This window comes from Sphingomonas sp. GW821-FHT02B09 (genome assembly GCF_059421875.1).
Genome location: NZ_JBWKVV010000001.1, coordinates 1,091,641 through 1,114,225, shown reverse-complemented (window position 1 = coordinate 1,114,225; position 22,585 = coordinate 1,091,641). Strand labels below are relative to the sequence as shown.

The following is a 22,585-nucleotide window of genomic DNA, read 5'->3' as shown; positions in this document are numbered from 1 at the left end:
GACATAACGATCTGCCGGCGCAAGACCGGCTCGACATCTGGAGGGATGCTTGTGGCACGAATGATCTGGAATGCCTTGCTCGGTTCGGTGAGCATCGGCGTCATTGCCGGCGCGGTCCACGCGCAATCGCTTACCGTCACGCCGTCGGAGACGCTGGAGACGCAGGGGCTGACGGTCATCGTCGACCAGAACCACTTCAGCCCGATCTTCTTCGACGAGAAGAACGCCGGCATCCAGATGGTGCTGCATGGCGAGCGGATCGCCACCGACGGCGCCGTGCGGCTCGACCGTACGCCCGAGCAATGGGCGCCGGTCCCCGCCTTCGTCGGCCGGACGCGCGGCAGCGAACCCAATCAGTTGGTCGTGCGCTCCGCCTACACGCAGCAGAAGCTGTCCTATAGCGTCAAGGTCACCGCCGAACCCGGCGGCTTCCGCATCGCGGTCGATCTCGACCAGCCACTGCCGGCCAGTCTCGCCGGCAAGGCGGGGTTCAATCTCGATTTCCTGCCGACCGCCTATTTCGGCAAGACCTATCTCGTCGATGCCGCGCCGGGGCTGTTCCCGCGCCATCCGACGGGGCCGATGGCCAAGGACGGATCCGGCGATCCGCTGCCGCTCGGGAGCGCTACCAAGACGATCACGCTCGCACCCGAGGACCCGCTGACGCGGGTCAGCATCACCTCCGACACCGGGCCGATCGATCTGTACGACGCCCGCGCGCGCGCGCAGAACGGCTGGTTCGTCGTCCGTTCGCTGATCGCCGCCGGCGCGAAGGAGAATGCGATCGTCTGGCACGTCCGGCCGAACGTGGTGAAGAACTGGACGCGCCAGCCGGTCGTCTCGTTCAACCAGGCCGGCTACACGCCGGGGCGGCCCAAGGTCGCGCTGATCGAGCTCGATCCCAATTTCAAGGCGCCGGGCGAGGCGGAACTGGTCCGGCTCACCGCGGACGGTGGTAAGCAATCGGTGTTCCGCGCCAAGGTGCAGTCGCGCGGCCACTGGACGCGCTACGATTATGCCGCCTTCGACTTCTCGTCGGTGCGCGAGCCCGGCCTGTATGCGATCAGCTATGCCGGGCAGACGACCAACCCGTTCCGCATCGCCGCCGACGCCTATCAGCGGATCTGGCAGACCTCGCTCGACACGTTCATCGCCGAACAGATGGATCACGTCGGCATCCGCGAGCAATATCGCGTCTGGTCGGCGCCCTCGCATCTCGACGACGCACGGCAGGCGCCGCCGAACATCACCCATTTCGACGGTTACAAGATGGGGGCGAACCTCGACTCACCGTTCAAGGCCGGCCAGCACATTCCCGGTCTCGCCGTCGGCGGCTGGCAGGATGCCGGCGATTACGACATCCAGACGCCGGAGAATGCGGCGGTGACGCGCGACTTGGTCTGGGCCCGCGAATTGTTCGGCCTCGATTGGGACGAGACGAGCATCGACGAGGCGGCGCGCAAGGTCGAGATCCGCAAGCCCGACGGCGTCGAGGACGCGGTGCAGCAGATCCGTCACGGCACGCTGCAATTGCTCGCGCAATACAAGGTGTTCGGCCACGCGATCGTCGGCATCGTCGATCCGGCGCTGCGCCAATATGCGCATCTCGGCGATGCCGGATCGCAGACCGACAATCACCTCTACGACGCCAAGCTCGGCGCGGAGGAGATCAAGGGCGGTGCGTCGGGGACGCCCGACGATCGCTGGGCGTTCACCACCGATCTGCCTGCCAACAACCTCGCGGTGGCCGGCGCGCTCGCCGCTGCCAGCCGGGCGCTGGCCGCGAGCGATCCGAAGATGGCGGCGGAGGCGCTCGCCGCGGCCAAGGCGTTGTGGAGCAAGCAGCAGGGCGGGGTGGTCAAGGCCGGCGACGGGCGCGACGATTCGTCGTCGCCACGTTCGGCCGAGGCCGCGAACGTCGTTGCCACCGTCGAGCTGCTGCTGACCAGCCGCGGCGATCGCGTCTATGCCGACCGGCTGCGCCAGTTGCAGCCGGTGATCCGGCAGAACTTCCCGTGGCTTGCCGGTGCCGCGGTGCGCGCCATTCCGCTGATGGGCGCGGACTATCGCGCCGCCCTCGTGCCGCTGGTGCAGGACATGAAGGCCAAGGCGGACGGCGGCATGACCAACAATCCGTTCGGCGTGCCGATCGCCGACGGCACCTGGGCGGGCTCCAACCAGGTGGTCAGCTTCGGCACGACCATGTACCTGTTGCACAAGGCGTTCCCCGAGATCGTCGGCACCGCCTACACGCTGAATGCGATCGATTACGTGCTCGGGCGGCATCCGGCCAACAACCTGTCGCTGGTCTCGACCGTCGGCACTGCGTCGAAGCTGATCGGCTATGGCCACAATCGCGCCGACTATAGCTTCATCCCCGGCGGGATGGTGCCGGGCGTGCTGATCGTCAAACCCGACTATCCCGAGGCGAAGGTCGACTGGCCGTTCCTGTGGTTCGAGAACGAATATACCGTCAGCACCACCTCCGCCTACATCCTCGCCGCGCGCGCGGCGATGGCGGTCGCCGGCGAGACGCAGTGAGGGCAGGGGCTGGCAACGGGGCGCAGTGAGAAGACGAGATGCGGAAGTATCGGGCGCTGACGGTCGCGGCCGTCGTCCTCACGGTCATGCCGGCGGGCGCGCAGCTGCCCGCCGGCCCGGTGCTGCCGCGGGTCGCGCCGCCGGCCGCCCAAACCGGGCCGCACCGGATCGTCATCCCCAACCGGCCCGATCCGGTGCCGATCGTCCTCCACGTCGCGCCCGAGGGGTCGGACGACGGCGACGGGTCGGCCGCGCGGCCGTTCGCCAGCCTGACGCGGGCGCAGGCGGCGGTGCAGCAGCGCAACAAAGACCATGACGTCACCGTGCGGATCGCCGCCGGCACCTATCGGCTGGCGGCGCCGCTGCGCTTTACCGCCGACGACGGCGGGGAGAACGGCTTCACCGTCCGCTGGGAGGGGGCGGCGGGCGCCTATCCGACGCTGTCGGGCGGCGTGCCGGTCGAGGGCTGGCGGCTGGCGGATCGCAAGCGTGGCATCTGGGCGGCACCGATCCCGCCGGGCAGCGATCCCTTGCAACTCAGCGTCGGCGGCCGGCTCGCGCAACGCGCGGCGATCGAGATCCCGCGGGCGGCGGTGACGTTCGCGCCGTGGGGACTGACGATCACCGACCCGGCGTGGCGGACGCTCGCGCAACTGCCCGACCAGCGCCGCATCGCGGTGGAAGGGATGAGCTGGTTCACTCACCGCCACGCGATGGTCGAGCGGATCGAGGGCGACCGGATCGTGATGCAGCAGCCCGGCTGGCGCAACAATCTGGTCGGCTACGACACGTTCGCGCGCCCGGTGTCCGCGGAGGTGGCGCGCATGTTCCTCGTCAATGCGCTCGCCTTCCTGCGGGAGCCGGGCCAGTTCTACGCCGATCCCGCTGCCGGGCGCCTCTATTACAAACCCCGCGCCGGCGAAGCGATGGACCGGGTCGCGGTGGTGCTGCCGCGGCTCGACCATCTGCTGTCGATCGCCGGCAGCTACGACCGGCCGGTGCGCGACCTTCAGTTCCGCGGGCTGGACTTCCGCGACACGAGCTGGCGGCAGCTCGCCGGGCCGGAGGGCTATGCCAGCCAGCAGAGCGGCTCCTATCTCGCCGGCGAACTGCCCGATTATCCCGCCGATCCCATCCGCGATTGCAGTTGGGGCTGCCGCCCGTTCGAGGCGGTGCGCAACCGCTTCCACCAGCAGCCCGCCGCGGTGCAGGTCGCGGCGGCGAGCCGCATCGTCTTCGACGACGACCGGTTCGCACAGCTCGGGCAGGTCGCGCTCGGCATCGGCAACAACGCCGACGCCAATTCCGCCGGGGTCGGTCTCGGTACCAGCGCGATCGAGGTGACGCGCAGCCGCTTCACCGATCTCGCCGGCGGTGCGATCATGGTCGGCGGCGTCCAGCCCGACGCGCATCATCCCGCCCGGCCCGAGATGGGGCTGCGCGACATCCTGATCCGCAACAACCGGATCAGCGGCGTCTCGCGCGACTATAAGGAGCAATCGGCGATCCTCGTCACCTACGCCTCGGGCACCGTCATCATGAACAACGACGTGTCCGATGCGCCCTATGACGGGATCGACGTCGGCTGGGGCTGGGGGACCAACGATCCGGGCGGCAGCGCCGAATATTGGCGCGCGCAGCGCGGCTATTACGACGCGCCCGGCAACCGCATCTACGACACGCCGACGACGCTGCGCGACACGGTAATCGTCGGCAACCGCGTGTCGCGGGTGAAGCAATGGTTCCCCGACGGCGGCGCGATCTATCATCTGTCCGCCGATCCGGGTGCGCTGATCGCGGAGAATTACGTATCCGACATCGCCGGCTCGGGCGGCATCGCCATCTATCTGGACGAGGGGTCGCGCTACGTCACGGTGCGCGGCAACGTCGTCGACCGGGTCGGCGGCGTCTGGCTCAACCTCAACACGCAGGACCATATCGCGCCCAAGCGCACCGCGATGGACAATCGGGCGATCGGCAATTGGTACAATTCCGGCCGGCTGCAGGGGAATTGGACCGATTATCTGAACAACGTCGCCGAGCAGAATGTCGCCGTCGCCGGCGATGCCTGGCCGGAGGCGGCGCGCAAGGTGATCGCTTCGAGCGGGGTGCAGGCCGAGCCGCGGCGTCCCTGACTGCCCGTCGGCGAGGGGATGGTGCGGTGCAACGATCGCAAGGGCGCTTCGTTCGTGCCGGCATCCCCTTTGATCGACTAGAAAGGCCGAAACATGTTCGGACACACCAAGAAGGTGCGCTACGCCGTCGTCGGCGGCGGCCAGATCTCGCAGCAGGCGTTCATGCCGGGCGTCGCGCGCACGAACAATTCGGAACTGGTGGCGCTGGTCACCGGCGACCCGGTCAAGGCCGACAAGCTCGCCAAACTTTACGGCATCAAGGCGTGGACCTACGAGCAATATGCCGAATTGCTCGCCTCGGGCGAGATCGATGCGGTGTACATCGCGACGCCCAATTTCCTCCACATGCAATATGCGGTGCCGGCGCTCGAGGCGGGCATCCACGTCCTGCTCGAAAAGCCGATGGCGTCGAGCGTCGCGGAGGCCGAGCAGATCCTCGCCGCGCAGAAGACCCGGGGCGCCAAGCTGATGATCGCCTATCGCCTGCACCACGAACCCGGCACGGTCGAGATGATCACCCGCGCGCGAAACAACGAATTCGGCGAGCTGCGCAGCTTCGTCTCGGCCTTCGCGCAGAACGTCGCCGAGGCCAATTCGCGCGGCCACAACGGCTATTGGGGCGGGCCGGTGCCGGACATGGGCACCTATCCGCTCAACGCGGTGCGCAACCTGTTCGGGCTGGAGCCGATCGCGGTCCACGCCGTCGGCACCAAGACGTCCGATCGCGGCTTCAACTTCCACGACACGGTCGCGGTCACGCTGCGCTTCCCCGGCGAACGCGTCGCGCAATTCACGGTGAGCTACGCCACCGCTTCGTCGGAATTCTTCGAACTGGTCGGCACCAAGGCGAGCATCCATGCCTCGCCGAGCTTCATGTTCGGTCCGAAGATCGGCATCCGCTACGTCGAGAAGACCAGCGAGGGCAGCAAGGAGCATAAGTTCGATCCCGTCGAGCAATTCGGCAACGAGACGCAATATTTCTCGGACTGCATCCTCAACGACGCGCATCCCGAGGCGGATGGCGAGGAAGGCCTGCTCGACATGCGCGTGCTGGCCGCTGTCGAGCGCTCGCTCGAAACCGGCGAGGCGGTGACGCTGGAGCCGATGACGCGCAGCCGCCATGTCGAGCCCGACCAGGCGCTCAAGCTCAAGCCCGCCAAGGAGCCGGGCGAGGACGACATGATCAGCATCATCCCGCAGTCGGCGTAGGCGGGGCGGGCGGGGCCCGTCCATCCACCCGTCATGCCGGACTCGTTCCGGCATCCACCGACCCGCAGGAGCGGAAGACGTTGCTCCTGCGGGATCGTGAACCCCGGAACGAGTCCGGGGTGACGGGGTGTTTTGCGATCGGTCGGTGCGAAACCCATCGCGCTCAGCCCGCAGCCCCGGCGACGTAACTGCATCCGCGGCCTTTCCCCGTCGCGCGACACCTGCTTAACTCGCTGCATGCGCAACGCTTTCCTTCTCGCCCTGCTCCTGTCCGGCCCCGCTTTCGCACAGAGCGCGGGGGCGCCGATCGACGCGGTCGATCCGATGATCGGGACGGCGGGGGAGGGCCATACCTTCCCCGGCGCGACCGCACCGTTCGGCATGGTCCAGCTGTCCCCCGATACCGATACCGGCTGCGAGATCCGCGCCTGCTACGGCCATGCCGCCGGCTATCGCTACGAGGATCCGACGATCCAGGGGTTCAGCCACACCCATTTCTCCGGCGCCGGCCATTCCGACCTCGGCGACGTGCTGGTCGCGCCACAGGCGGGGACGGTACGGCTCGATCCGGGCGATCCGGCGAAGCCCGGCTCGGGCTATCGCTCGCGCTTCGACCACGCCAGCGAGACGGCGCGGCCCGGCTATTATGCGGTGACGCTCGCCGACGGCGGCATCCGTGCCGAGCTGACCGCCGGCACCCGCACCGGCGTCCACCGCTACACCTTCCCCGCCGGCACGCCCGCGCATCTGGTCATCGACCTGCGCTCGTCGCTCTACAATTACCCCGGCAAGATCCTGTGGTCGGGGCTGCACCTGCGCCCCGACGGCACGCTGACCGGCTTTCGCGAGACGCGCGGCTGGGCGCCGGGCCGCAAACTCTATTTCGCAATGCGCTTCTCCGCACCGCTGACCGGCCATGGCTTCGTCGATCGCGACGCCGCGGTGACCTACAAGGGCTTTCAGGGGCCGGGCCGGGGCAGCGAGGCGGTCGCCGAGAAACTCGGCAAGGCACTGGAGGCGCGGCTCGATTTCGGTACGCTCGCCGCCCCGCTGGAGGTGAAGGTGGCGCTGTCCGGCGTCGACGAAGCCGGCGCCGTCGCCAATCTCGAGGCCGAGGCGGGCGGCTTCGACGCGATCCGCGCGCGCACCGCCGCCGCGTGGACGCAGGCGCTCGGCGCGGTCGAGATCGCCGCACCCGTGCCGATGCGCCGCACCGTCTATACCGCGCTCTACCATGCCCTGCTCGCGCCGAGCGTATGGAGCGATGCCGACGGTCGCTATCGCGGGCCGGACGATCAGGTGCATCGCGCCGACGGCTTCACCTTCCGTTCGACCTTCTCGCTGTGGGATACGTTCCGTGCCGAGCATCCGCTGCTGACGCTGGTCCAGCCGACGCAGACCACGGTCGACGTCGTGCGATCGCTCGTCGCCAGCCGCCGGTTCAGTCCCGACGGCATCCTGCCGGTATGGCAATTCGCCGGGCGCGAGACCTGGACGATGATCGGCTATCATGCCGCGCCGGTGATCGCCGACGCCTATCTCAAGGGCATCCGCGGCTTCGACGCCGATGCGGCGCTCGACGCGATGGTCGCGAGCGCAGACTATGCCCCCTATGGCGGGCTCGGCGACTATATGGCGCGCGGCTATGTGCCGATCGACAAGGAGCCCGAGGCCGCGTCGAAGACGGTCGAATATGCCTATGACGACTGGACGATCGCACGAATGGCGCGGGCGATGGGGCGCGACGCGATCGCCGCGCGGTTCGAGAAACGCGCCGCCAATTGGCGCAACAGCTTCGACACCAAGAGCGGCTGGCTGCGCGCGCGCCTGTCGAGCGGCGCGTTCCGCACGCCCTTCGATCCCACCGCGATCAATTACGGCTCGGATTATACCGAGGGCAATGCCTGGCAATATAGCTGGTTCATGCCGCAGGATCAGGCCGGGCTGTTCCGCCTGCTCGGCGGCGACGCCAGGGCGATCGCCAAGCTCGATGCGATGTTCGACTATGACAATTCGAAGCTCGACTATAGCCATGCCGAGGATATCGCCGGACTGATCGGCCAATATATCCACGGCAACGAACCCAGCCATCACGTTGCCTATCTGTACGATTACGCCGGGGCGCCGTGGCGGACGCAGGAGCGGCTCGCGCAGATCGTCGCGTCGCAATACAAGCCGACGCCGGACGGTCTGGCGGGCAACGACGATCTCGGCCAGATGTCGGCGTGGCTCGTCTTCACCGCGCTCGGCTTCTACCCGGTCGCGCCGGGGTCGAACGAATATGTCATCGGCCGGCCGTTCGTCGATCGCGCCACGCTCAACCTGCCCGACGGCAAAAGCTTCGTCGTCGTCGCCGACGGCCTGTCGGCGACCAACCAATATATCGCTGCGGTGACGCTGAACGGCGTGCCGCTGGCGCGCAGCTATCTGCGCGACGCGGAGCTGCGGGCGGGCGGCGAATTGCGCTTCACGATGGCGGCGGTCCCGAACAAAGGCTGGGCGACCGGGCGGGCGGCACGGCCCTTCTCGATGACCGCGCGGTGACGGCAGGGCGGCGGCGACCGGCCACTACGGCCTTGTTTGACCGCGGTTATGGCATAGATACTGGAGACGTCGTCCTCCCCGAGTGATGGCTCGGACGCGATAGGAGTAGGCGGTGGCCTGGTACGAGAAGCTGGCCGTGGTTGTCGGCATGGTGCTGTTCATGGAGTGTTTCGCCTGGGCGACGCACAAATATGTCATGCACGGCTGGGGCTGGGGCTGGCACCGGTCGCATCACGAGCCGCACGAAGGCGCGTTCGAGAAGAACGATCTGTATGCGATCACCTTTGCGGTGATCGTCGTCACCTTGTTCGTCGTCGGCCTGCGCTGGGAGCCGTTGTGGTGGGCGGCGCTGGGCATCACCGTCTATGGCGGTATCTACGCCTTCGTCCACGACATGATGGTCCACCAGCGGTTCGGCATGCGCTGGGTGCCGCGGCGCGGCTATTCCAAGCGGCTGTTGCAGGCGCACCGGCTGCACCATGCGGTGAAGGGCAAGGAGGGCGGCGTCAGCTTCGGCTTCCTGTTCGCACCCGATCCGGCGAAGCTGAAGCGCAAGCTCGCTGATCGCGTCGGGCGATGAGCCCCGATCGGGGCAATACGCGCCACAGCCTGCTGCTCGCCGCCGCGATCGGCGCGGCCTGGCTCGCCATCCATATCGGCGGCATCTTCTTCTGGCAGTGGCGTGCCGCCACGGTGCCGGTCGCATTGCTGCTGATCGTGGTGCAGGCGTGGCTGAGCACCGGCCTCTTCATCGTCGCGCACGATTGCATGCACGGATCGTTCGCACCCGGACGCCGGGCGTGGAACGTCGTCGTCGGCACCCTGTGCCTCGGCGCCTATGCCGGCCTGTCCTATCGCGCGCTCTACCCGATGCACCACGCGCATCACGCCGCGCCCGGCACTGAGCACGATCCCGACTTCCACGCCGCCGCGCCGCGCCGCGCGCTGCCGTGGTTCGTCCATTTCTTCCGCGGCTATTACACCCATGGCCAGATCCTGCGGATCACGCTGGCGGCGATCGTCTACATCCTGCTCGGCGCGTCGTTGCTCAACATCGTGCTGTTCTGGGCGGTGCCGGCGCTGCTCGCGCTGGCGCAATTGTTCCTGTTCGGCACCTATCTGCCCCACCGTCACGGCGAGACGCCGTTCGCCGACACGCACAATGCCCGCAGCAATTCGTTGTCGCCGCTCGCCTCCCTGGCGACCTGCTTCCACTTCGGCGCCTATCACCACGAGCATCACCTCAGCCCGCAGACCCCGTGGTGGCAGCTCCCGCGCATCAAGCGCGGCTGACCGGCAAGGGGCTATCCCGACGGCAGACCGACGAGCCGGAAACCGTGATCGACGATACGACGGGCGAGCGCGTCGCTGCCGCCATATCGGCCGGCGTCGAGGATCACGCCATGCAGCGCGTTGAACAGGAAGATGGCGGTGAACCGCGGGTCTTCGAGCCGCCATGCTCCCGCAGCGTCGCCGGCGGCGAGCAGTTGCGTCAGACCGTCGATCAACGGATTGTCGGCCAGACCGGCGTTTGTCGGCGGCGGGACATCGCGGAACACCATGTCATGCAACGAGGCGAACGTCGCATAGCCCTCCGCACAAGCGGTCAGCCAGGTGGCCAGCCGTTCGCTGCAGTCATCCATGGCGACGCGATCGACCGCGCTGGTGATGATGCCGCCGACGCGCTCGGCGAAGCGAAGGCGTAACGCCGCGACGACATCCTCTTTGGCGGTGAAATGCAGATAGAAGCTGCCTTTCGCCACACCCGCCCCGGAGGTGATCTGCTCGATCGTCGTCGCGGCGACGCCCTGGTCGAGGAACAGGCGCTCGGCAGCGTTCATCAGATCGTCGCGCCGTTGATCGGCAGGCTTGGTGCGGGGTTTACTCGCCACGTCGGCTCCCATGATGGTGCAGGCGACGATCCCTGCCGCGAAACCGAGAGCAAGAGAAGAGCTCTGCGTATCGACTGACCACCAGTCATATCGTTAATTCGGTTTCACGGGCGCGGGTTTGATCGCGCCGATGATCGAGGAGCCGCGAATGACCAGCATGCCGAAATGCCGTCAGGTACGCCTTGCGCGCCACCCGGAGGCGATGATCCAGCCGTCCGATCTCGTGATCGCGGAAACGCAATTGCCGGCACCGGGGCCGACGGACGTCGTCGTGCGCAATCGCTGGTTCCGGGTTTCGATCTCGACGCGGCTGATGGCCGATCGCGACGCGCAGGCGGTCGAGGGGATACCTTTCCCGGCGCTCAGCCCCGGCGATACGCTGGCGGACGGTGCGATCGGTGAGGTGCTTGCCTGTCCGCCCGGCAGCGGCTTTGTGGTCGGCGAATTCGTCTCGCATCCGTTCGGCTGGCGGGACCATGCCGTCGTGCCGGTCGGGCAGTGCGTGGCGCTGGGACGCGGGCCGATCGAACCCGCGGCCTATCTCGGCCATGGCTGGACGGCCTATGCGGCGCTGACCCGCGGTATCCGGATCCGCCCCGGCGACACCGTCTTCGTGTCGAGCGCCGCCGGCGCGATCGGATCGATGGCCGGCCAGATCGCGCGGCGGCTCGGCGCGGCGCGGGTGATCGGCAGTACCGGGAGCCGCGACAAGGCGGACTGGATGCGCGCCGACCTCGGCTACGATGCGGCGGTGCTGCGCAACGGCGGCCCGCTCGCCGACCAGCTGGCGGCCGCGGCGCCCGACGGCATCGATGTCTTCGTCGACATGGTGGGCGGCGACCACCTCGTCGCCGCGGTCGGCGCCGCGCGTGAGGGCGCGCGCTTCGTGCTGCTCGGTGCGTTGACCGCGGAACTGGACCGGCAGGGCGCCAGCATCGTCGCTCCCGCGGCGCTCGACTAGTTCCAGCTCATCCTCAAGGACATCACGCTGCGCGGCTATAGTGCCGATCGCGACATCGCCGCCTTCGCCGAATGGATCGCGTGGCAGCGCGACGCCGGGCTTCACTTCGCCCGGACGATGGTGGCGGGCCTGGACGATGCGCCGCAAGCGCTGCACGATGCCTGCGAAGGGCGGCTGCGCGGCGTCGTCATCGTCGCGCTAAAGCAAGGGTGACCGCCTCACGGCGCCGTCTTCACCTCGCGACCGCGCTCGTCGATCGGGGCCTTGGGCGCTTCGGACATCGGGCTCGAACTGCCGGTACCGCGGCCGCGGAGATGGTCGATCTCGGCCTGGCGGCGCTGCAGGTAGAAGGTGCGGGTGTTGGCGTAGGGATCGGCGGCGTCTTCGTGCAGCGTGCGCAGCGTTTCGTCGAACTCGGAGCGGTGATCGAGCACGCCGAGCACCGCGGCGGGGATGACGAAGGCCGGCCTGGTCACGCGGCGGCCCGCGGCGATCGGCAGGACGAGCCGGTCGACGCCGCCGCCGATCAGGTCGCGCACCGTCGTCGGGCCGACCAGCGGCAGGAACATGAACGGACCCGGCGGCACGCCGTAGAAGCCGAGCGTATCGGCGAAGCCGTTGCCGCGGCGGGGAAGTTTGAAGGGCTTGCGCTTGGCGATGTCGAACGCGCCGAGCAGGCCGATCGTCGTGTTGATCCCGAAACGGCCTACCGTCTCGACCGCCTTGCCGATCTTGTGCTGGAGCAGGAAATTGATGAACACGACCGGCTCGCGCAGATTGTACAGCACGTTGTGGACGCCGTCGCGGAACGGCTTGGGCGCGGTCTTCTTATAGGCGCGCGCGATCGGCGCGACGAGCGCCTTGTCGACGGCCTCGGTCGCCTCGAACGAGCGCTCGTTGAGCGCGCGCAGCGGATCGATCTTGGCGGAATTCTCCCGTGCGGTGACGACGATGTCGGCGGACTCGGTGATCGTCGGCTCGACGCGGCGGGTGTCCTGCGCGGGCTCGGGTGCCGGCACCGCGGTCTGGACGGGCAGGGGCGCGATCAGCGGGGCCGTGACGGGATCAGCGGGGAGGGCGACGTCCTGCATCACGGGCGCAGGGGCCAGTGCCGATACCGTCGTCCACAACACTAGGCTCAGCATACCACCCCATCAGCCGCTTTCGACAATTGTAGGCGGACGAAGGACGATCAACCACAGCCGGACTTAACAAGCCACCAAGAAGCGCCAGGGCGCGTGACGATCTGCGCAAAAAGTACCGCTCCCGCCAGTTGTCGGCGGGAGCGGCGGGGTTATTAGAGGCGCGAGCCGGTCGTGTAGCGCGCGCGCTCCTCATGCACTTGGTCGGCGGTATAGGCCGGGGCGGTGTCGTCGAAGCTGCTCCAGCCGGACTCGCGATAGCTCGCGCCGCGGCTCTGCGCGTCGACCGAGCGATTGCGCTCGAGCACGGCTTCCGCTTCGCTCACCAGCTCGTCCGGCACCTTGGCGCTGACCAGCGAACCGCCGCGACGGACGCCCTCGGCATAGACGTGCGCGTCATTCTCGTCATGGCCGGCGTTCTTCAGCGCGCCGACGATGCTGCCGGTCGCCGCGCCGCCTGCCGCGCCGATGCCGGCACCGGCTGCGGTCGCCGCGAGCCAGCCGGCCGCGACGATCGGGCCGAGGCCGGGGATGGCGAGCAGGCCGAGACCGGCGAGCAGACCGCCCGCACCGCCGAGCACGGCGCCGGTCGATACGCCGCGGCTGACGTCGCCATGATCGTTGATGCTGTCATCGTCCTGGTCGACGTGCTCGCCGTGGCGCTTGTCGGCATTGCTGGCGACGATGCTGAGATGGTCGTGGGGGACGCCGATCGCCTCGAGCTCGCGGATCGCATTGGTCGCGTCGGCATAATCGTCGAACAGGCGCGTGATGGTCTGGGTCATGAAATCTCTCCTGGAAACAATGGGCTCGATCAGCGGCTGGTGACGTTGCCCTTATAGTCGAGCATGACGGTCGCGCGCTTGCCGGCCTTCATCGCGGTGCCCTGCCACAGGCCGTCGCGCTTGGTCAGCTTGGTGATGCCGGTATAGCCGGCCTTGGCGAGACGGCCGCGTGCCTGATCCTCGGTGAAGGAGTTCGCGCCCTTCGCGGGGGCGGCGATCGTGTGCGGCGCGCCATTCTTGACGGCGGGGTTGTGCGAGCCCGTCTGGGCGGTCTGCGCGAAGGCACCGCCGGCGAACAGGGTCATGGCGGTTGCCGCGATCACATAACGAAACATGGACGTCTCCTCTTCAGATGCCGGCCAACGCGCGGCACCGAGAAAAGGGGACAAGCCCCTGAAAAGGAACGTTAGCGCTCGATCGCTGGTTGGCGGTGGGACGAGGTGGCCGATCGCGCCGCCGATTTTACCCCAATCATCGGACGCATCATGCCCAAGCAGATCAAGGCCATCCTCTTCGACATCGACGGCACGCTGGTCGACAGCAACGATTTCCACGTGCTCGCCTGGGAAGAGGCCTTCGCCGGGATCGGCGCCCGCTTCGACCGGCAGACGATCCACGACCAGATCGGCAAGGGCACGGACAATTTGGTGCCGACGCTGCTTCCCGATCTCGACGACGACGCGGTCGAGAAGCTCGGCGACGCCCACGGCGCGGCGTTCAAGACCAAGTATCTCGATCGCGCCAAACCCTTCGCCGATGCGCGGGCGCTGCTCGCGCACGCTCATGGCAACGGCCAGCAGGTCGTGCTCGCCTCATCCGCATCGGGCGAAGAGCTCGACCATTATCTCGGGCTGCTCGATGCCCGCGCGTTGGTCGGCGAGGCGACCAGCGGCGACGACGTCGAACAGACCAAGCCGGCGCCGGACATCTTCGCCACCGCGCTCGCCAAGCTCGACGGGCTGACTCCCGACGAGGTGATCGTCGTCGGCGATACGCCCTACGACATCGAGGCGGCGGCGAAATGCGGCATGGCCGCGGTCGCGGTGCGCTCCGGCGGCTTCCCCGATGCGGTGCTGACGCGCGCCGGTGCGGTGGCGATCTACGACGATGCCGCCGCGTTGCTGGCCGATTATGCGGCGTCCCCGCTCGGTGCCGGTTACCCGACCGCCTGAAATTCGCCGGTCCGATGTAACCCATGCGGGTCAGCGCGCGTTACATAGTATTGCTGATCCGAAGGACATCGATGCCGACACCCCGTCCCGCCGAACGCGGCGCCATCCTCGAAGCCAAGCGCAAGTTGAAGATGGCGCGTTCGACCCATGCCTATGTCCGGGGTAACACGGTCAAATTCTACGAATGGCTGGCGGAGTCGCGGGCGTCGCGCCACGTGCCCGAAGGACCGGCGATCTGGATCTGCGGCGATTGCCACCTCGGCAACCTCGGGCCGATCAACGACGGCGACGGACGGATCGCGATCCAGATCCGCGACCTCGACCAGGCGGTGATCGGCAATCCCGCGCACGACCTCATCCGCCTCGGCCTGTCGCTGGCGACCGCGGCGCGCGGCTCCGATCTGCCCGGCGTCACGACCGCGCATATGATCGAGGAGATGGTGACCGGCTATGCCCGCGCGATGCGCGATCCCGGCGGCGACGACAGCGGCCCCGAGCCCGAGGTGGTGCGCAGCGTCAGGCGGCGCGCGCTCGGCCGGCGCTGGCGGCACCTCGCCAAGGAGCGGTTGCGTACCGCCGAGCCGACGATCCCGCTCGGCGACAAATTCTGGCCACTCGACGGCGAGGAGCGCGGCGCGCTCGCGACGGTGCTCGCCGAGCCCGACGTCACCGCACTGGTCCTCGCGCTCGACGACAAGGATCGCGATCGCGCGGTGCGGCTGGTCGATGCGGCCTATTGGATGAAGGGGTGCAGCTCGCTCGGGCTGTTGCGCTTCGCGGCGATTGCCGGATTGAAGAACGCCAAGGGCCGGTCGGATTATGCGCTGATCGACCTCAAGGAAGCGACCGCGCCGATCGCACCGGCGGCGCGGGGTGCGACGATGCCGGCCGATCAGGCGGTGCGGGTGGTGACCGCGGCACGTGCGCTGTCGCCGCATCTCGGCAGCCGGATGGTCGCGGCGCGGATGCTCGACCGGTCGCTGTTCGTCCGCGAACTCTCGCCGCAGGATCTGAAGCTCGAGGTCGAGCAGTTCAGCGCCGGCCAGGCGGTGAAGGCCGCGCATTATCTCGCCTTCGTCGTCGGCAAGGCGCATGCGCGGCAGCTCAGCCGGGACGAGCGCGCCGATTGGACGCGAGTGCTCGATGCCGACCGGCGCGGCGCGATCGACGCGCCGGGCTGGTTATGGGAGAGCGTCGTTGCGCTCTCCGGGCTGCACGAGGCGGGCTATCTCAACCATTGCCGGCAATATGCGATGGGCGCCTGACGGCGCCCGTCGGATCACCGGAGCAGGCGCTGGAGCCGGGGGCGGAGACGCAGGAAGCGGCGATACCCCCGTTCCATGACCCGCAACGCCAGCGGCCGGCGGGCGAGCAGGCCGAGCGGGCGCAGCAGCGGAATCGCGCGCCACATCGCGGCGAAAGCGGCTGCGCCGGAGAGCAAGGTGCCGTTCTCGCTGGCGTGGAACTGGTCGAGCAGCGCGCCGCGGTCGATCGGGCAGATGCTGTCGGTGTCGGCCGCATCGACGAAGGTGATCGCGCCGCGTCGGTCGAGCCGGCGCATCAACGCGATCTCCCGCCGGCATAGCGGACAATTGCCGTCGTGCCAGACGGTGACGCCGGTAGCGGGAATGGGGGGTGTCATTCCCCCTCAATGGCTCGGGCGTCGCGCCGTTCCCCCGGCCGCAGGACGCGGGCGTTCAAAAACGCCCCGTCATGCCGGATCAGGTCCGTCATGACGGGGGAGGTGGGGGACGCCTTTGAAGCCTTAGTCCGGGTCAGAACCGCGCGCGGACACCCAGACGGTAGAAGCGGCCCAGCGTGTCATACAGCGCCGGATTGACGTCGAGGCCGGTGTTGGTCTGCGGCGAGGCTTCGGGATCGTGATCGAACAAATTGTCGACCTTGAAGAACATGCTGACCTGCTTGGTGACGTTGAGCGAGCCGCCGATGTCGAAGTAGAAGGCGCCCTTCATCTTGTTATAGTCGATTGTCGGATTGTTGGCGGTCGAGACCGGGCAGGCGGTCGAGCAGACGACATATTGATTGCCGAACACGCCGTCGCTGAACCAGCGCTCCTGCAACAGCAGGCTGAACTGATCGTTGTCGTAGCTCTGGATCGCCAGCCACTTCCAGCTCGGCGTCGCGCCCGAATTGGCGCCGGCGCTGTCGACCGGGATGGTACCGGGCAGACCGGGATCGGTGATGAAGTTGATGACGTGGGTGCCGAGGCCGCGCAGCGTGAAGTTGCCGCCGAGGCCCAGCGGATTGCGCCACTGGTAGCTCGCCTCGATGTCGAAGCCCTCGGTCTTGATCGAGGCGAGGTTGAACGACTGGACGTTGACGAACGCGGTCTGGTTGCTGCCGGGCGCGATGTCGAGATTGAACGCGCCGCAGGTGTCCGGCAGGTTCGAGATGTAGCACAGATTGACGATCTGCTGCGCCGACAGGCTGGAGACGACGTCGCTGACCTTGATCTTGTAATAGTCGAACGAAAGGCTGAGCCCCGGCAGCCAGGACGGGCGCGCATAGACGATGCCGGCTTCGGTGCTGCGTGCGGTTTCGGGGCGCAGATTGGGATTGCCGATCGTGTTCTGGATGATGAGCAGCTGACGCCCGTTGGGATTGGCCGCCGTCGTGCGCGGATCGGTGAAGTTGGGGACGGTGGTCGTGGTCGGCGCGGCGAACAGTTCGGACAGGTTCGGCGCACGTACGTCGCGCGACGTGACGGCGCGCAGGCGCAGGCCGTCGAGCGGGGTTTCCCAGGTGCCGCCGACCTTCCAGGCGTAGATGACGCCCGAGGTCGAATATTTGGTCGCGCGGCCCGCGCCGTTGATGCTGGCCTTGCCCAGCGCCGCCGAGTCGAGGATCGGCAGGTTGAGCTCGAGGAAGCTCTCGTAGACGTGATATTTGCCCGAACCGTTCTTGTAGTTCCCGGCGTACCAGTTGCTGCCGATCGTCGAGTTGAGGATCGGATCGGCCGGATAGTCGGCCGAATTGGGGCTGATCGCCGATACGCCGGCGCCATACGGATCGGCGTTCACGCGATAGGCCTCGCGCCGGTATTCGACGCCCATCGCGATCGCGAGCGGACCCGCCCACAAATCGAGCGGCGTGCCCGAGATGCTGGCCGCGGCGGCATCCTGCGTCTGGCGGGTATGCTGGAACGGGCCGTTCTCGGGCACGACATAAGCGAGCGCCGCGGCGGACGGCGCCGCGCCGCCGAAGATGTTGATCGGCTGGCAGCCGTTGGCACGCGCGGTCGCATTGGCGCAGACGATCTGGCCGTTGAGCGTCGTCGCGTTGATCGCCTGATTGTACCGGCCGTTCAGGCTGATGTTGTCGACGTTGATGTCGGTGATGTTGATGCCGTGTTCGTAATAGATGTCATAGGTCCAGTTGGACCCGAGCACATCGGCCTTGCCCTTCAGGCCGCCGACGAAGCGATACTGGCGGCGGTCGGTATTGACCTTGATGTTCGGCAGGATCGCGTTGCTGAGGCCGTAGCCGAAGGTGGTGATGCCGTTGGCGGCGCAGGCGGCGCTGACCGATGCGGGCAGATAGGGGTTCGAACACTGGATGGTCAGGCCGGTCTTCGAGGCACCGGGGTTGGGCTGGTTGCTGGTCTTGACCTGCGCGATATTGGCGGTGACGTACAGCTCCGTGTCCGGCGCGATGTCATAGCCGACGCGGGTATAGCCGTTGATCCGCTCGAGCGCCGATTGCAGCGACGTGCCCGATCCGACATGGCCCGACTGATCGCCACCGACGCAGAAGCCGACGTAGCAGCCGATGACGTTGCCGCCCGCGGTCTTCGACGGCACGCCGTTTGATCCGTACTGGAACGGGAAGGGGTTGCCGTTGAAGTCGAATGCCGTGCCTTGCAGCGGGCCGCTGCTGATCAGGCCGTACTTCGTATATTGATAGGCCTGGGCATGGTCGCGGTAGAGGAATTGCGGCGTGCCGCCGGCGCGGTTGCCGGTGTCGACCAAAGTCGAGGCGCGATACCAGTCGCGGCTGCCGGCGAGATCCTCGCCGAAATTGCCGGGGCCGACGCCCTGATCCTTGGCATATTCGCCACTGAGGATGACGTGCAGCTTGTCGCCCGCGAACGCCTTGCCGACCGCGAGCTGCGCCAGCACCTGACCGTCGTCGCCGTACGTGGTGACGCCGGTCTGAAGGTTGCCCTTGACGCCGGTGAAGCGGGTATCGGTGATGAAGTTGACGACGCCGCCGACCGCATCCGATCCGTAGGAGGCGGAGGCGCCGCCGGTGACGATGTCGACGCGCTTGATGAGCAATTGCGGGAACTGGCTGATGTCGGTGACGCCGGTGACGTTGGCGCCGATGACGCGCTGTCCGTCGAGCAGCGTCAGGGTGCGGATCGTGCCGAGCCCGCGCAGCGACAGCGAGCTCAGCCCCTGCTGGCCGCTCGACGTGCTGAACGTGCCCGTCGTCGCACCGGTCGATCCCTGCAGCGAGGGCAATTGCACGACGGTGTTGAAGATGTTCGCCTGGGCATTCTGCTGGATCTGCTGTTCGCCGATCACCGTCGTCGGGGTCGGCGCGTTGAAGCCGTTGGCGGTGATGCGCGTGCCGGTCACGACGATGTCGCTCGCCGGCGCCTCGGCCTGCGGCGCGTCGGCGGTGCCGTCGGTGGTGGTGGTCGGCTTGGTCAGCTGATCGGGCGCGGCGGGGTCGGCCGAACGGGTCGAATCGGGCACCGCCGACTGGTCCTGCTGCGGCAGCGGCCGCGCGAAGGCCGGCACGGACACCAGCATCACCGCAAGTGCCGCGACGCTGGTAACGTTACCTGAAATGCCTGCAAGCCGTCGCCGATCGCGCGTGACCATCTTCATCATCCATCCCCTTTTTCTGCAGGGTCCGCGCCGGGCTCCACCGGTCTGATTCCCTGATACCGCGATCATTCTAGCCAAAGACGGGCGCCGCGGCATCTACGACCAAAGTCGATTCGTACCGCTTCGGCAGGACGTCAGGGGCGTGCCGTGTAGAGCGCGTGGTGGGTCAGAATGAACAGCGTGCGACCGTCGGCGCCGCCGAACAGCAATTGCAGCGGCCGGTCGGGCACGTCGATGCGGCCCTGCTCGCTGCCATCGGCGGCATAGACGAATACCTGCCCGTTGGCGACGTAGACGCGCCCGTCGGGACCGGCGACGACGCTCTCGCCGCCGCGCGCCGCGAACGGCTTGAGATCGGTCACCGTACCGCCGGCACCGACCAGACCGCTGTAGGTGCGATCCTCCGAACCATTGGCGAGATAGACGCGCGTGCCCGGCCTGGCGGTGATCAGGCCATAAGTGTCGAGCGTATCCGAGAAGCGCCAGCCGCGGTGATCCGCCGGCCCCTGCTGCCAGACGCGGAAGGCGGGGAGGGCGAGGCTGCCGTCGGGCGAGACGTATTCGCGGGGCTTGGCGATCGCCATGTCGCGCGCGAACATCTCGGCGAGCGTGGTGAAGCGGTCGGTCGCCGGATCATATTGGTCGCGGAACTCGCCGTTGTTCCACAGGCTGCCCGGCAGGACGATCCGCGGGTGGGCTGCGGCCGGACGGGCGGCCAGCACGTCAACCGCGCCGGGGCGCCGGGGATCGAGGCTGTAGACGGTCGCGGCGGCACCGGCGGAGGACAGCACCATCAGCCGGTCCGATCCGTCGACTGCGAGATTGACCGCGTCGAGCGGCGCGTCGGACACCACCGACAGGCCCTCGCCGGCGCTCCAGCCGTGGATGCGTTGCATCGGCCGGTCGACGAAATAGAGCTTGCCGGCCCGGTCGACCGCGCCGCCGCCGAGCGCGTGAAAGCCGCCCGCGACCCGCGTTACCGGGATCGCGGTGGAGGGGGCGACGACGGACGCGTCGGTGACGTCGAGCACCGCGAATTCGCGCTCGCGGACCTCGGCGCCGCGCGTGATGTCGCGGATCGCGTTTTCATACGGATATTTGCTCGCGCGCAGATAGGTGCCGCAGCCGGCGGCGTCGCAGGTCGAAAAGCCGCTTTCCGCATTCACGTGCACGTTGCGGAAGCGGATGCCGGTCGAGCCGGTCAGCGTGATCGCCGCCGGCGCGCCCTGCAGCGAGCGGGTGACGCGATAGGCGTGGAGGTTGGCGAACAGGATGTCGCGCGAATTGCGAATCTCGAACGCCACCGTGTCGCGGCTTTCGCCCGCCTCCTCCTCGGTCTGCGGCGCGAGGAACTCCCAGTTGCGCACCCGGTCGAGCACGATCTCGGCGCGGCGGTGATGCTCGGCGGACATCTGGTAGACGTGGCCCGGCGTATCGGTGTCGGAGACGAGCAGCCCGGCGGCGGCATAGGTGCTCGGCGTCCACAGGCCGTTGAACGTGCCGCCGCCGCCGTCGGTCACCCACAGGCTGGCATATTGGCCGTCCCAGCGCTGTTTGGGATCGGCATCGCCGCTGTGATCGGCATTGTAGGGATCGAAGCGGCTGCCGTCGGCGCGGAAGGTGCCGTGACCGCCCTGGAACTTGACGTCGTCGACCAGCGACCGCTCGCCGGCGCGCCATAGCAGGGCGGTGGCGCGCGGGTTGCGGCCGCCGGTGGCGAGGCCGAGGCCGGAAACGATCGCGTCGCCACCCTTGGCGCTGGCGAGCAGCGCGCGCGGGCTGCCGACGCCGCGGAAGGCGGGGCTGTCGTCGGCGAGGACGATCTGGGTCAGGCTGGGGTGGAGGCCGATCAGCACGCTGTCTGCGCGCAGAATCAGCGTGTCGCTGACCCGGTAGAAGCCGGCGGGGAAATAGAGCACGCGCCGGCTGGCGATCGCGCGTTGCAACGCCGCGGTATCGTCGGTGCTGCCGTCGCCGGTGACGCCGAGGTCGCGCACGTTGGTCCAGGCCGCGACCGGCGGCAGCGCGCGGACCGCCGGGGCGGGGCGTTTCGGATCGCGGGCAAGGGGGGTGGCGTCCATCCGGGTCGCGAAGCTGCCCGTCGCGCCGAGCGCCGGTACGGTAAGCCCGTAGTTGAAGGCGCGGACGCGATAGCGGGCACCCGATCCCGCCACCGTCCTGCCGCTGTCGCGGAAGCGCGCGAACACCGGCGTGCCGACCGCGGTCGCATCCTCGAAGCCGATCTGCGTATAGGCATTGCCTTCGTTGCTGATGACGACGCCGGCCTGCGAGACATTCTCGAACCGCACCTGCTTGCCCCACAGCCAGTCGCCATAGCCGCGGTCGATCTCGACGCCGACGGGCACGTTGCGGAACACGGTGTTGACCAGGGTCAGACCCGCCTCATGCTCGCGGATCGCGGCGTCGCGCTGGCCCTCGAAGGTCGCGTCGAGCAGCGTATATTGCCACGCCGGCGAGGGCTTTTCGGTGAGGATACCGTAGCGGCCGCCGAAGAAGCGCAGATCCTGGCCGATGTTGCCGACCTGATAGATGCCGGCGAGGCCCGGGCCGAGATGGAAGTCGATATGGCTAAGATAGGCGTGCTGCGCGGCGTGGAAGCGCACCGCGGTCGCCGCCGGATTGCCGTCGCCGATCTCGAAATCGACGTTGGCCATCGCCGAATAGAAGGTGCCCGAATTGGCGTCGGCGATGCCCGGATCGAACGGCACGCTGGTCGGCGGCGGCACCGGCACCGGCGGGCGCGGCGGCTCGCCGGGGCGGACGGGCAGCGTGCCGGTGAAGAACACCATGCTGCCGACACCGCGCTGGAAACCGGGCGTCTGCGGCGCGAGCAGGATGACCGGGCGGCGCTTGCCGACCCCGAACAGCCGCACGCCAGGCCGCATGAACAATGTGCGGGTGATGCGATAGCGGCCGGTCGGCAGGAAGACGAGCCCGCCGCCGCCCTGCGCCGCGACCGAATCGATCGCGCGCTGGATCGCGGCGCTGTCGTCGGCCGTGCCGTCGCCTTTGCCCGCGACCGTCACCGCACGTGGGTCGGCCGGTGCGGTCGCGAAGGTGGAGACCGACGGCGTCGCGGCGAGCGACGGCGTCGCGGCGCCGGCGAGCAGCAACGCCGCGAGGGGGCGGAGGCGGCGTGCCGCGCGGGATTTGGCTGTCATCACGGCGTTATCCTTGAAGAAGTCGTGGGGCATCCGGCTATCGAACGGGAGTAGGATCGCGCGCGCGACGCGACGATTGCGACAAAGGTCGTAATGGTCAGCCGGGCACGGACGCGGGATAGCGGCGTTATCGTCACGCCGGCAGCTCGGCCGGCCTCGAACGCAA

16 protein-coding genes are annotated in these 22,585 nt (G+C 68.1%); 9 read left to right on the top strand and 7 right to left on the bottom strand.

Annotation, left to right across the window (positions count from 1 at the left end; genetic code table 11):
- The first annotated feature begins 60 nt into the window (after nt 1–60).
- The 6 genes from AC07U4_RS05130 to AC07U4_RS05105 all read left to right on the top strand — a co-directional run bounded on the left by AC07U4_RS05130 (nt 61) and on the right by AC07U4_RS05105 (nt 9,722).
- Nucleotides 61–2,541, top strand: a complete 2,481-nt coding sequence (locus tag AC07U4_RS05130) for a glycoside hydrolase family 9 protein (RefSeq protein ID WP_495195015.1) — start codon at nt 61–63, stop codon at nt 2,539–2,541.
- A 38-nt stretch (nt 2,542–2,579) separates the two neighbouring features.
- On the top strand, nt 2,580–4,676 hold the full coding sequence (locus tag AC07U4_RS05125; RefSeq protein WP_495194656.1) for a right-handed parallel beta-helix repeat-containing protein: 2,097 nt from the start codon (nt 2,580–2,582) through the stop codon (nt 4,674–4,676).
- 93 nt (nt 4,677–4,769) lie between these two features.
- Complete coding sequence (locus tag AC07U4_RS05120) at nt 4,770–5,885, top strand: Gfo/Idh/MocA family protein (protein WP_495194655.1); 1,116 nt, start codon at nt 4,770–4,772, stop codon at nt 5,883–5,885.
- A gap of 237 nt (nt 5,886–6,122) precedes the next feature.
- Nucleotides 6,123–8,429 (top strand): GH92 family glycosyl hydrolase, encoded by a 2,307-nt coding sequence (locus AC07U4_RS05115; RefSeq protein WP_495194654.1) that lies wholly within the window; start codon nt 6,123–6,125, stop codon nt 8,427–8,429.
- Between the two features lie 112 nt (nt 8,430–8,541).
- Nucleotides 8,542–9,009 carry a sterol desaturase family protein gene (locus tag AC07U4_RS05110; protein WP_038660516.1) on the top strand — a complete coding sequence of 156 codons (468 nt, stop codon included), beginning with the start codon at nt 8,542–8,544 and terminating at the stop codon, nt 9,007–9,009.
- A complete protein-coding gene (locus tag AC07U4_RS05105; RefSeq protein ID WP_495194653.1) occupies nt 9,006–9,722 on the top strand; it encodes a fatty acid desaturase in 717 nt (238 codons plus the stop codon). The genes AC07U4_RS05110 and AC07U4_RS05105 overlap by 4 nt, the downstream gene beginning before the upstream one ends.
- Before the next feature lie 11 nt (nt 9,723–9,733).
- Here AC07U4_RS05105 and AC07U4_RS05100 read toward each other — a convergent pair whose 3' ends face one another.
- Nucleotides 9,734–10,321 carry a TetR/AcrR family transcriptional regulator gene (locus AC07U4_RS05100; RefSeq protein ID WP_495194652.1) on the bottom strand — a complete coding sequence of 196 codons (588 nt, stop codon included), beginning with the start codon at nt 10,319–10,321 and terminating at the stop codon, nt 9,734–9,736.
- A 148-nt stretch (nt 10,322–10,469) separates the two neighbouring features.
- Here AC07U4_RS05100 and AC07U4_RS05095 point away from each other — a divergent pair, with 148 nt between their 5' ends.
- Nucleotides 10,470–11,282, top strand: coding sequence for an MDR family NADP-dependent oxidoreductase (locus AC07U4_RS05095; RefSeq protein ID WP_495194651.1), 813 nt, complete (start codon nt 10,470–10,472; stop codon nt 11,280–11,282).
- Nucleotides 11,283–11,500: 218 nt separating this feature from the next.
- Here the strand turns inward: AC07U4_RS05095 and AC07U4_RS05090 are convergent, their stop codons facing one another.
- The 3 genes from AC07U4_RS05090 to AC07U4_RS05080 all read right to left on the bottom strand — a co-directional run bounded on the left by AC07U4_RS05090 (nt 11,501) and on the right by AC07U4_RS05080 (nt 13,544).
- Nucleotides 11,501–12,427 carry an MlaA family lipoprotein gene (locus tag AC07U4_RS05090; RefSeq protein WP_495194650.1) on the bottom strand — a complete coding sequence of 309 codons (927 nt, stop codon included), beginning with the start codon at nt 12,425–12,427 and terminating at the stop codon, nt 11,501–11,503.
- Nucleotides 12,428–12,579: 152 nt separating this feature from the next.
- Entirely contained in the window at nt 12,580–13,209 is a 630-nt protein-coding gene (locus AC07U4_RS05085; RefSeq protein WP_495194649.1) for a hypothetical protein, read from the bottom strand.
- A gap of 29 nt (nt 13,210–13,238) precedes the next feature.
- The gene (locus tag AC07U4_RS05080) at nt 13,239–13,544 is read right to left on the bottom strand and encodes a hypothetical protein (protein WP_495194648.1); all 306 of its coding nucleotides are present in this window, start codon (nt 13,542–13,544) and stop codon (nt 13,239–13,241) included.
- A 150-nt stretch (nt 13,545–13,694) separates the two neighbouring features.
- On the opposite strand from AC07U4_RS05080, the gene AC07U4_RS05075 reads away from it, so the two are divergent.
- Nucleotides 13,695–14,381 (top strand): HAD family hydrolase, encoded by a 687-nt coding sequence (locus AC07U4_RS05075; RefSeq protein WP_495194647.1) that lies wholly within the window; start codon nt 13,695–13,697, stop codon nt 14,379–14,381.
- Between the two features lie 71 nt (nt 14,382–14,452).
- Nucleotides 14,453–15,646, top strand: a complete 1,194-nt coding sequence (locus AC07U4_RS05070) for a DUF2252 family protein (RefSeq protein WP_038660499.1) — start codon at nt 14,453–14,455, stop codon at nt 15,644–15,646.
- A 14-nt stretch (nt 15,647–15,660) separates the two neighbouring features.
- Here AC07U4_RS05070 and AC07U4_RS05065 read toward each other — a convergent pair whose 3' ends face one another.
- The 3 genes from AC07U4_RS05065 to AC07U4_RS05055 all read right to left on the bottom strand — a co-directional run bounded on the left by AC07U4_RS05065 (nt 15,661) and on the right by AC07U4_RS05055 (nt 22,419).
- Nucleotides 15,661–16,023 (bottom strand): thiol-disulfide oxidoreductase DCC family protein, encoded by a 363-nt coding sequence (locus AC07U4_RS05065; protein ID WP_495194646.1) that lies wholly within the window; start codon nt 16,021–16,023, stop codon nt 15,661–15,663.
- A 133-nt stretch (nt 16,024–16,156) separates the two neighbouring features.
- Nucleotides 16,157–19,237, bottom strand: a complete 3,081-nt coding sequence (locus AC07U4_RS05060; protein ID WP_495194645.1) for a TonB-dependent receptor plug domain-containing protein — start codon at nt 19,235–19,237, stop codon at nt 16,157–16,159.
- A 134-nt stretch (nt 19,238–19,371) separates the two neighbouring features.
- Nucleotides 19,372–22,419 (bottom strand): glycosyl hydrolase family 28-related protein, encoded by a 3,048-nt coding sequence (locus AC07U4_RS05055; protein ID WP_495194644.1) that lies wholly within the window; start codon nt 22,417–22,419, stop codon nt 19,372–19,374.
- Nucleotides 22,420–22,585 lie beyond the last annotated feature (166 nt).

Bases quoted from the DNA above. Each gene is read 5' to 3' on its own strand.
- AC07U4_RS05060 (WP_495194645.1), bottom strand. From the start codon at position 19,237: ATGAAGATGGTCACGCGCGATCGGCGACGGCTTGCAGGCATTTCAGGT.
- AC07U4_RS05065 (WP_495194646.1), bottom strand. From the start codon at position 16,023: ATGACACCCCCCATTCCCGCTACCGGCGTCACCGTCTGGCACGACGGC.
- AC07U4_RS05105 (WP_495194653.1), top strand. From the start codon at position 9,006: ATGAGCCCCGATCGGGGCAATACGCGCCACAGCCTGCTGCTCGCCGCC.
- AC07U4_RS05070 (WP_038660499.1), top strand. From the start codon at position 14,453: ATGCCGACACCCCGTCCCGCCGAACGCGGCGCCATCCTCGAAGCCAAG.
- AC07U4_RS05095 (WP_495194651.1), top strand. From the start codon at position 10,470: ATGACCAGCATGCCGAAATGCCGTCAGGTACGCCTTGCGCGCCACCCG.
- AC07U4_RS05120 (WP_495194655.1), top strand. From the start codon at position 4,770: ATGTTCGGACACACCAAGAAGGTGCGCTACGCCGTCGTCGGCGGCGGC.
- AC07U4_RS05075 (WP_495194647.1), top strand. From the start codon at position 13,695: ATGCCCAAGCAGATCAAGGCCATCCTCTTCGACATCGACGGCACGCTG.
- AC07U4_RS05125 (WP_495194656.1), top strand. From the start codon at position 2,580: ATGCGGAAGTATCGGGCGCTGACGGTCGCGGCCGTCGTCCTCACGGTC.
- AC07U4_RS05115 (WP_495194654.1), top strand. From the start codon at position 6,123: ATGCGCAACGCTTTCCTTCTCGCCCTGCTCCTGTCCGGCCCCGCTTTC.
- AC07U4_RS05080 (WP_495194648.1), bottom strand. From the start codon at position 13,544: ATGTTTCGTTATGTGATCGCGGCAACCGCCATGACCCTGTTCGCCGGC.
- AC07U4_RS05130 (WP_495195015.1), top strand. From the start codon at position 61: ATGATCTGGAATGCCTTGCTCGGTTCGGTGAGCATCGGCGTCATTGCC.
- AC07U4_RS05055 (WP_495194644.1), bottom strand. From the start codon at position 22,419: ATGACAGCCAAATCCCGCGCGGCACGCCGCCTCCGCCCCCTCGCGGCG.
- AC07U4_RS05090 (WP_495194650.1), bottom strand. From the start codon at position 12,427: ATGCTGAGCCTAGTGTTGTGGACGACGGTATCGGCACTGGCCCCTGCG.
- AC07U4_RS05085 (WP_495194649.1), bottom strand. From the start codon at position 13,209: ATGACCCAGACCATCACGCGCCTGTTCGACGATTATGCCGACGCGACC.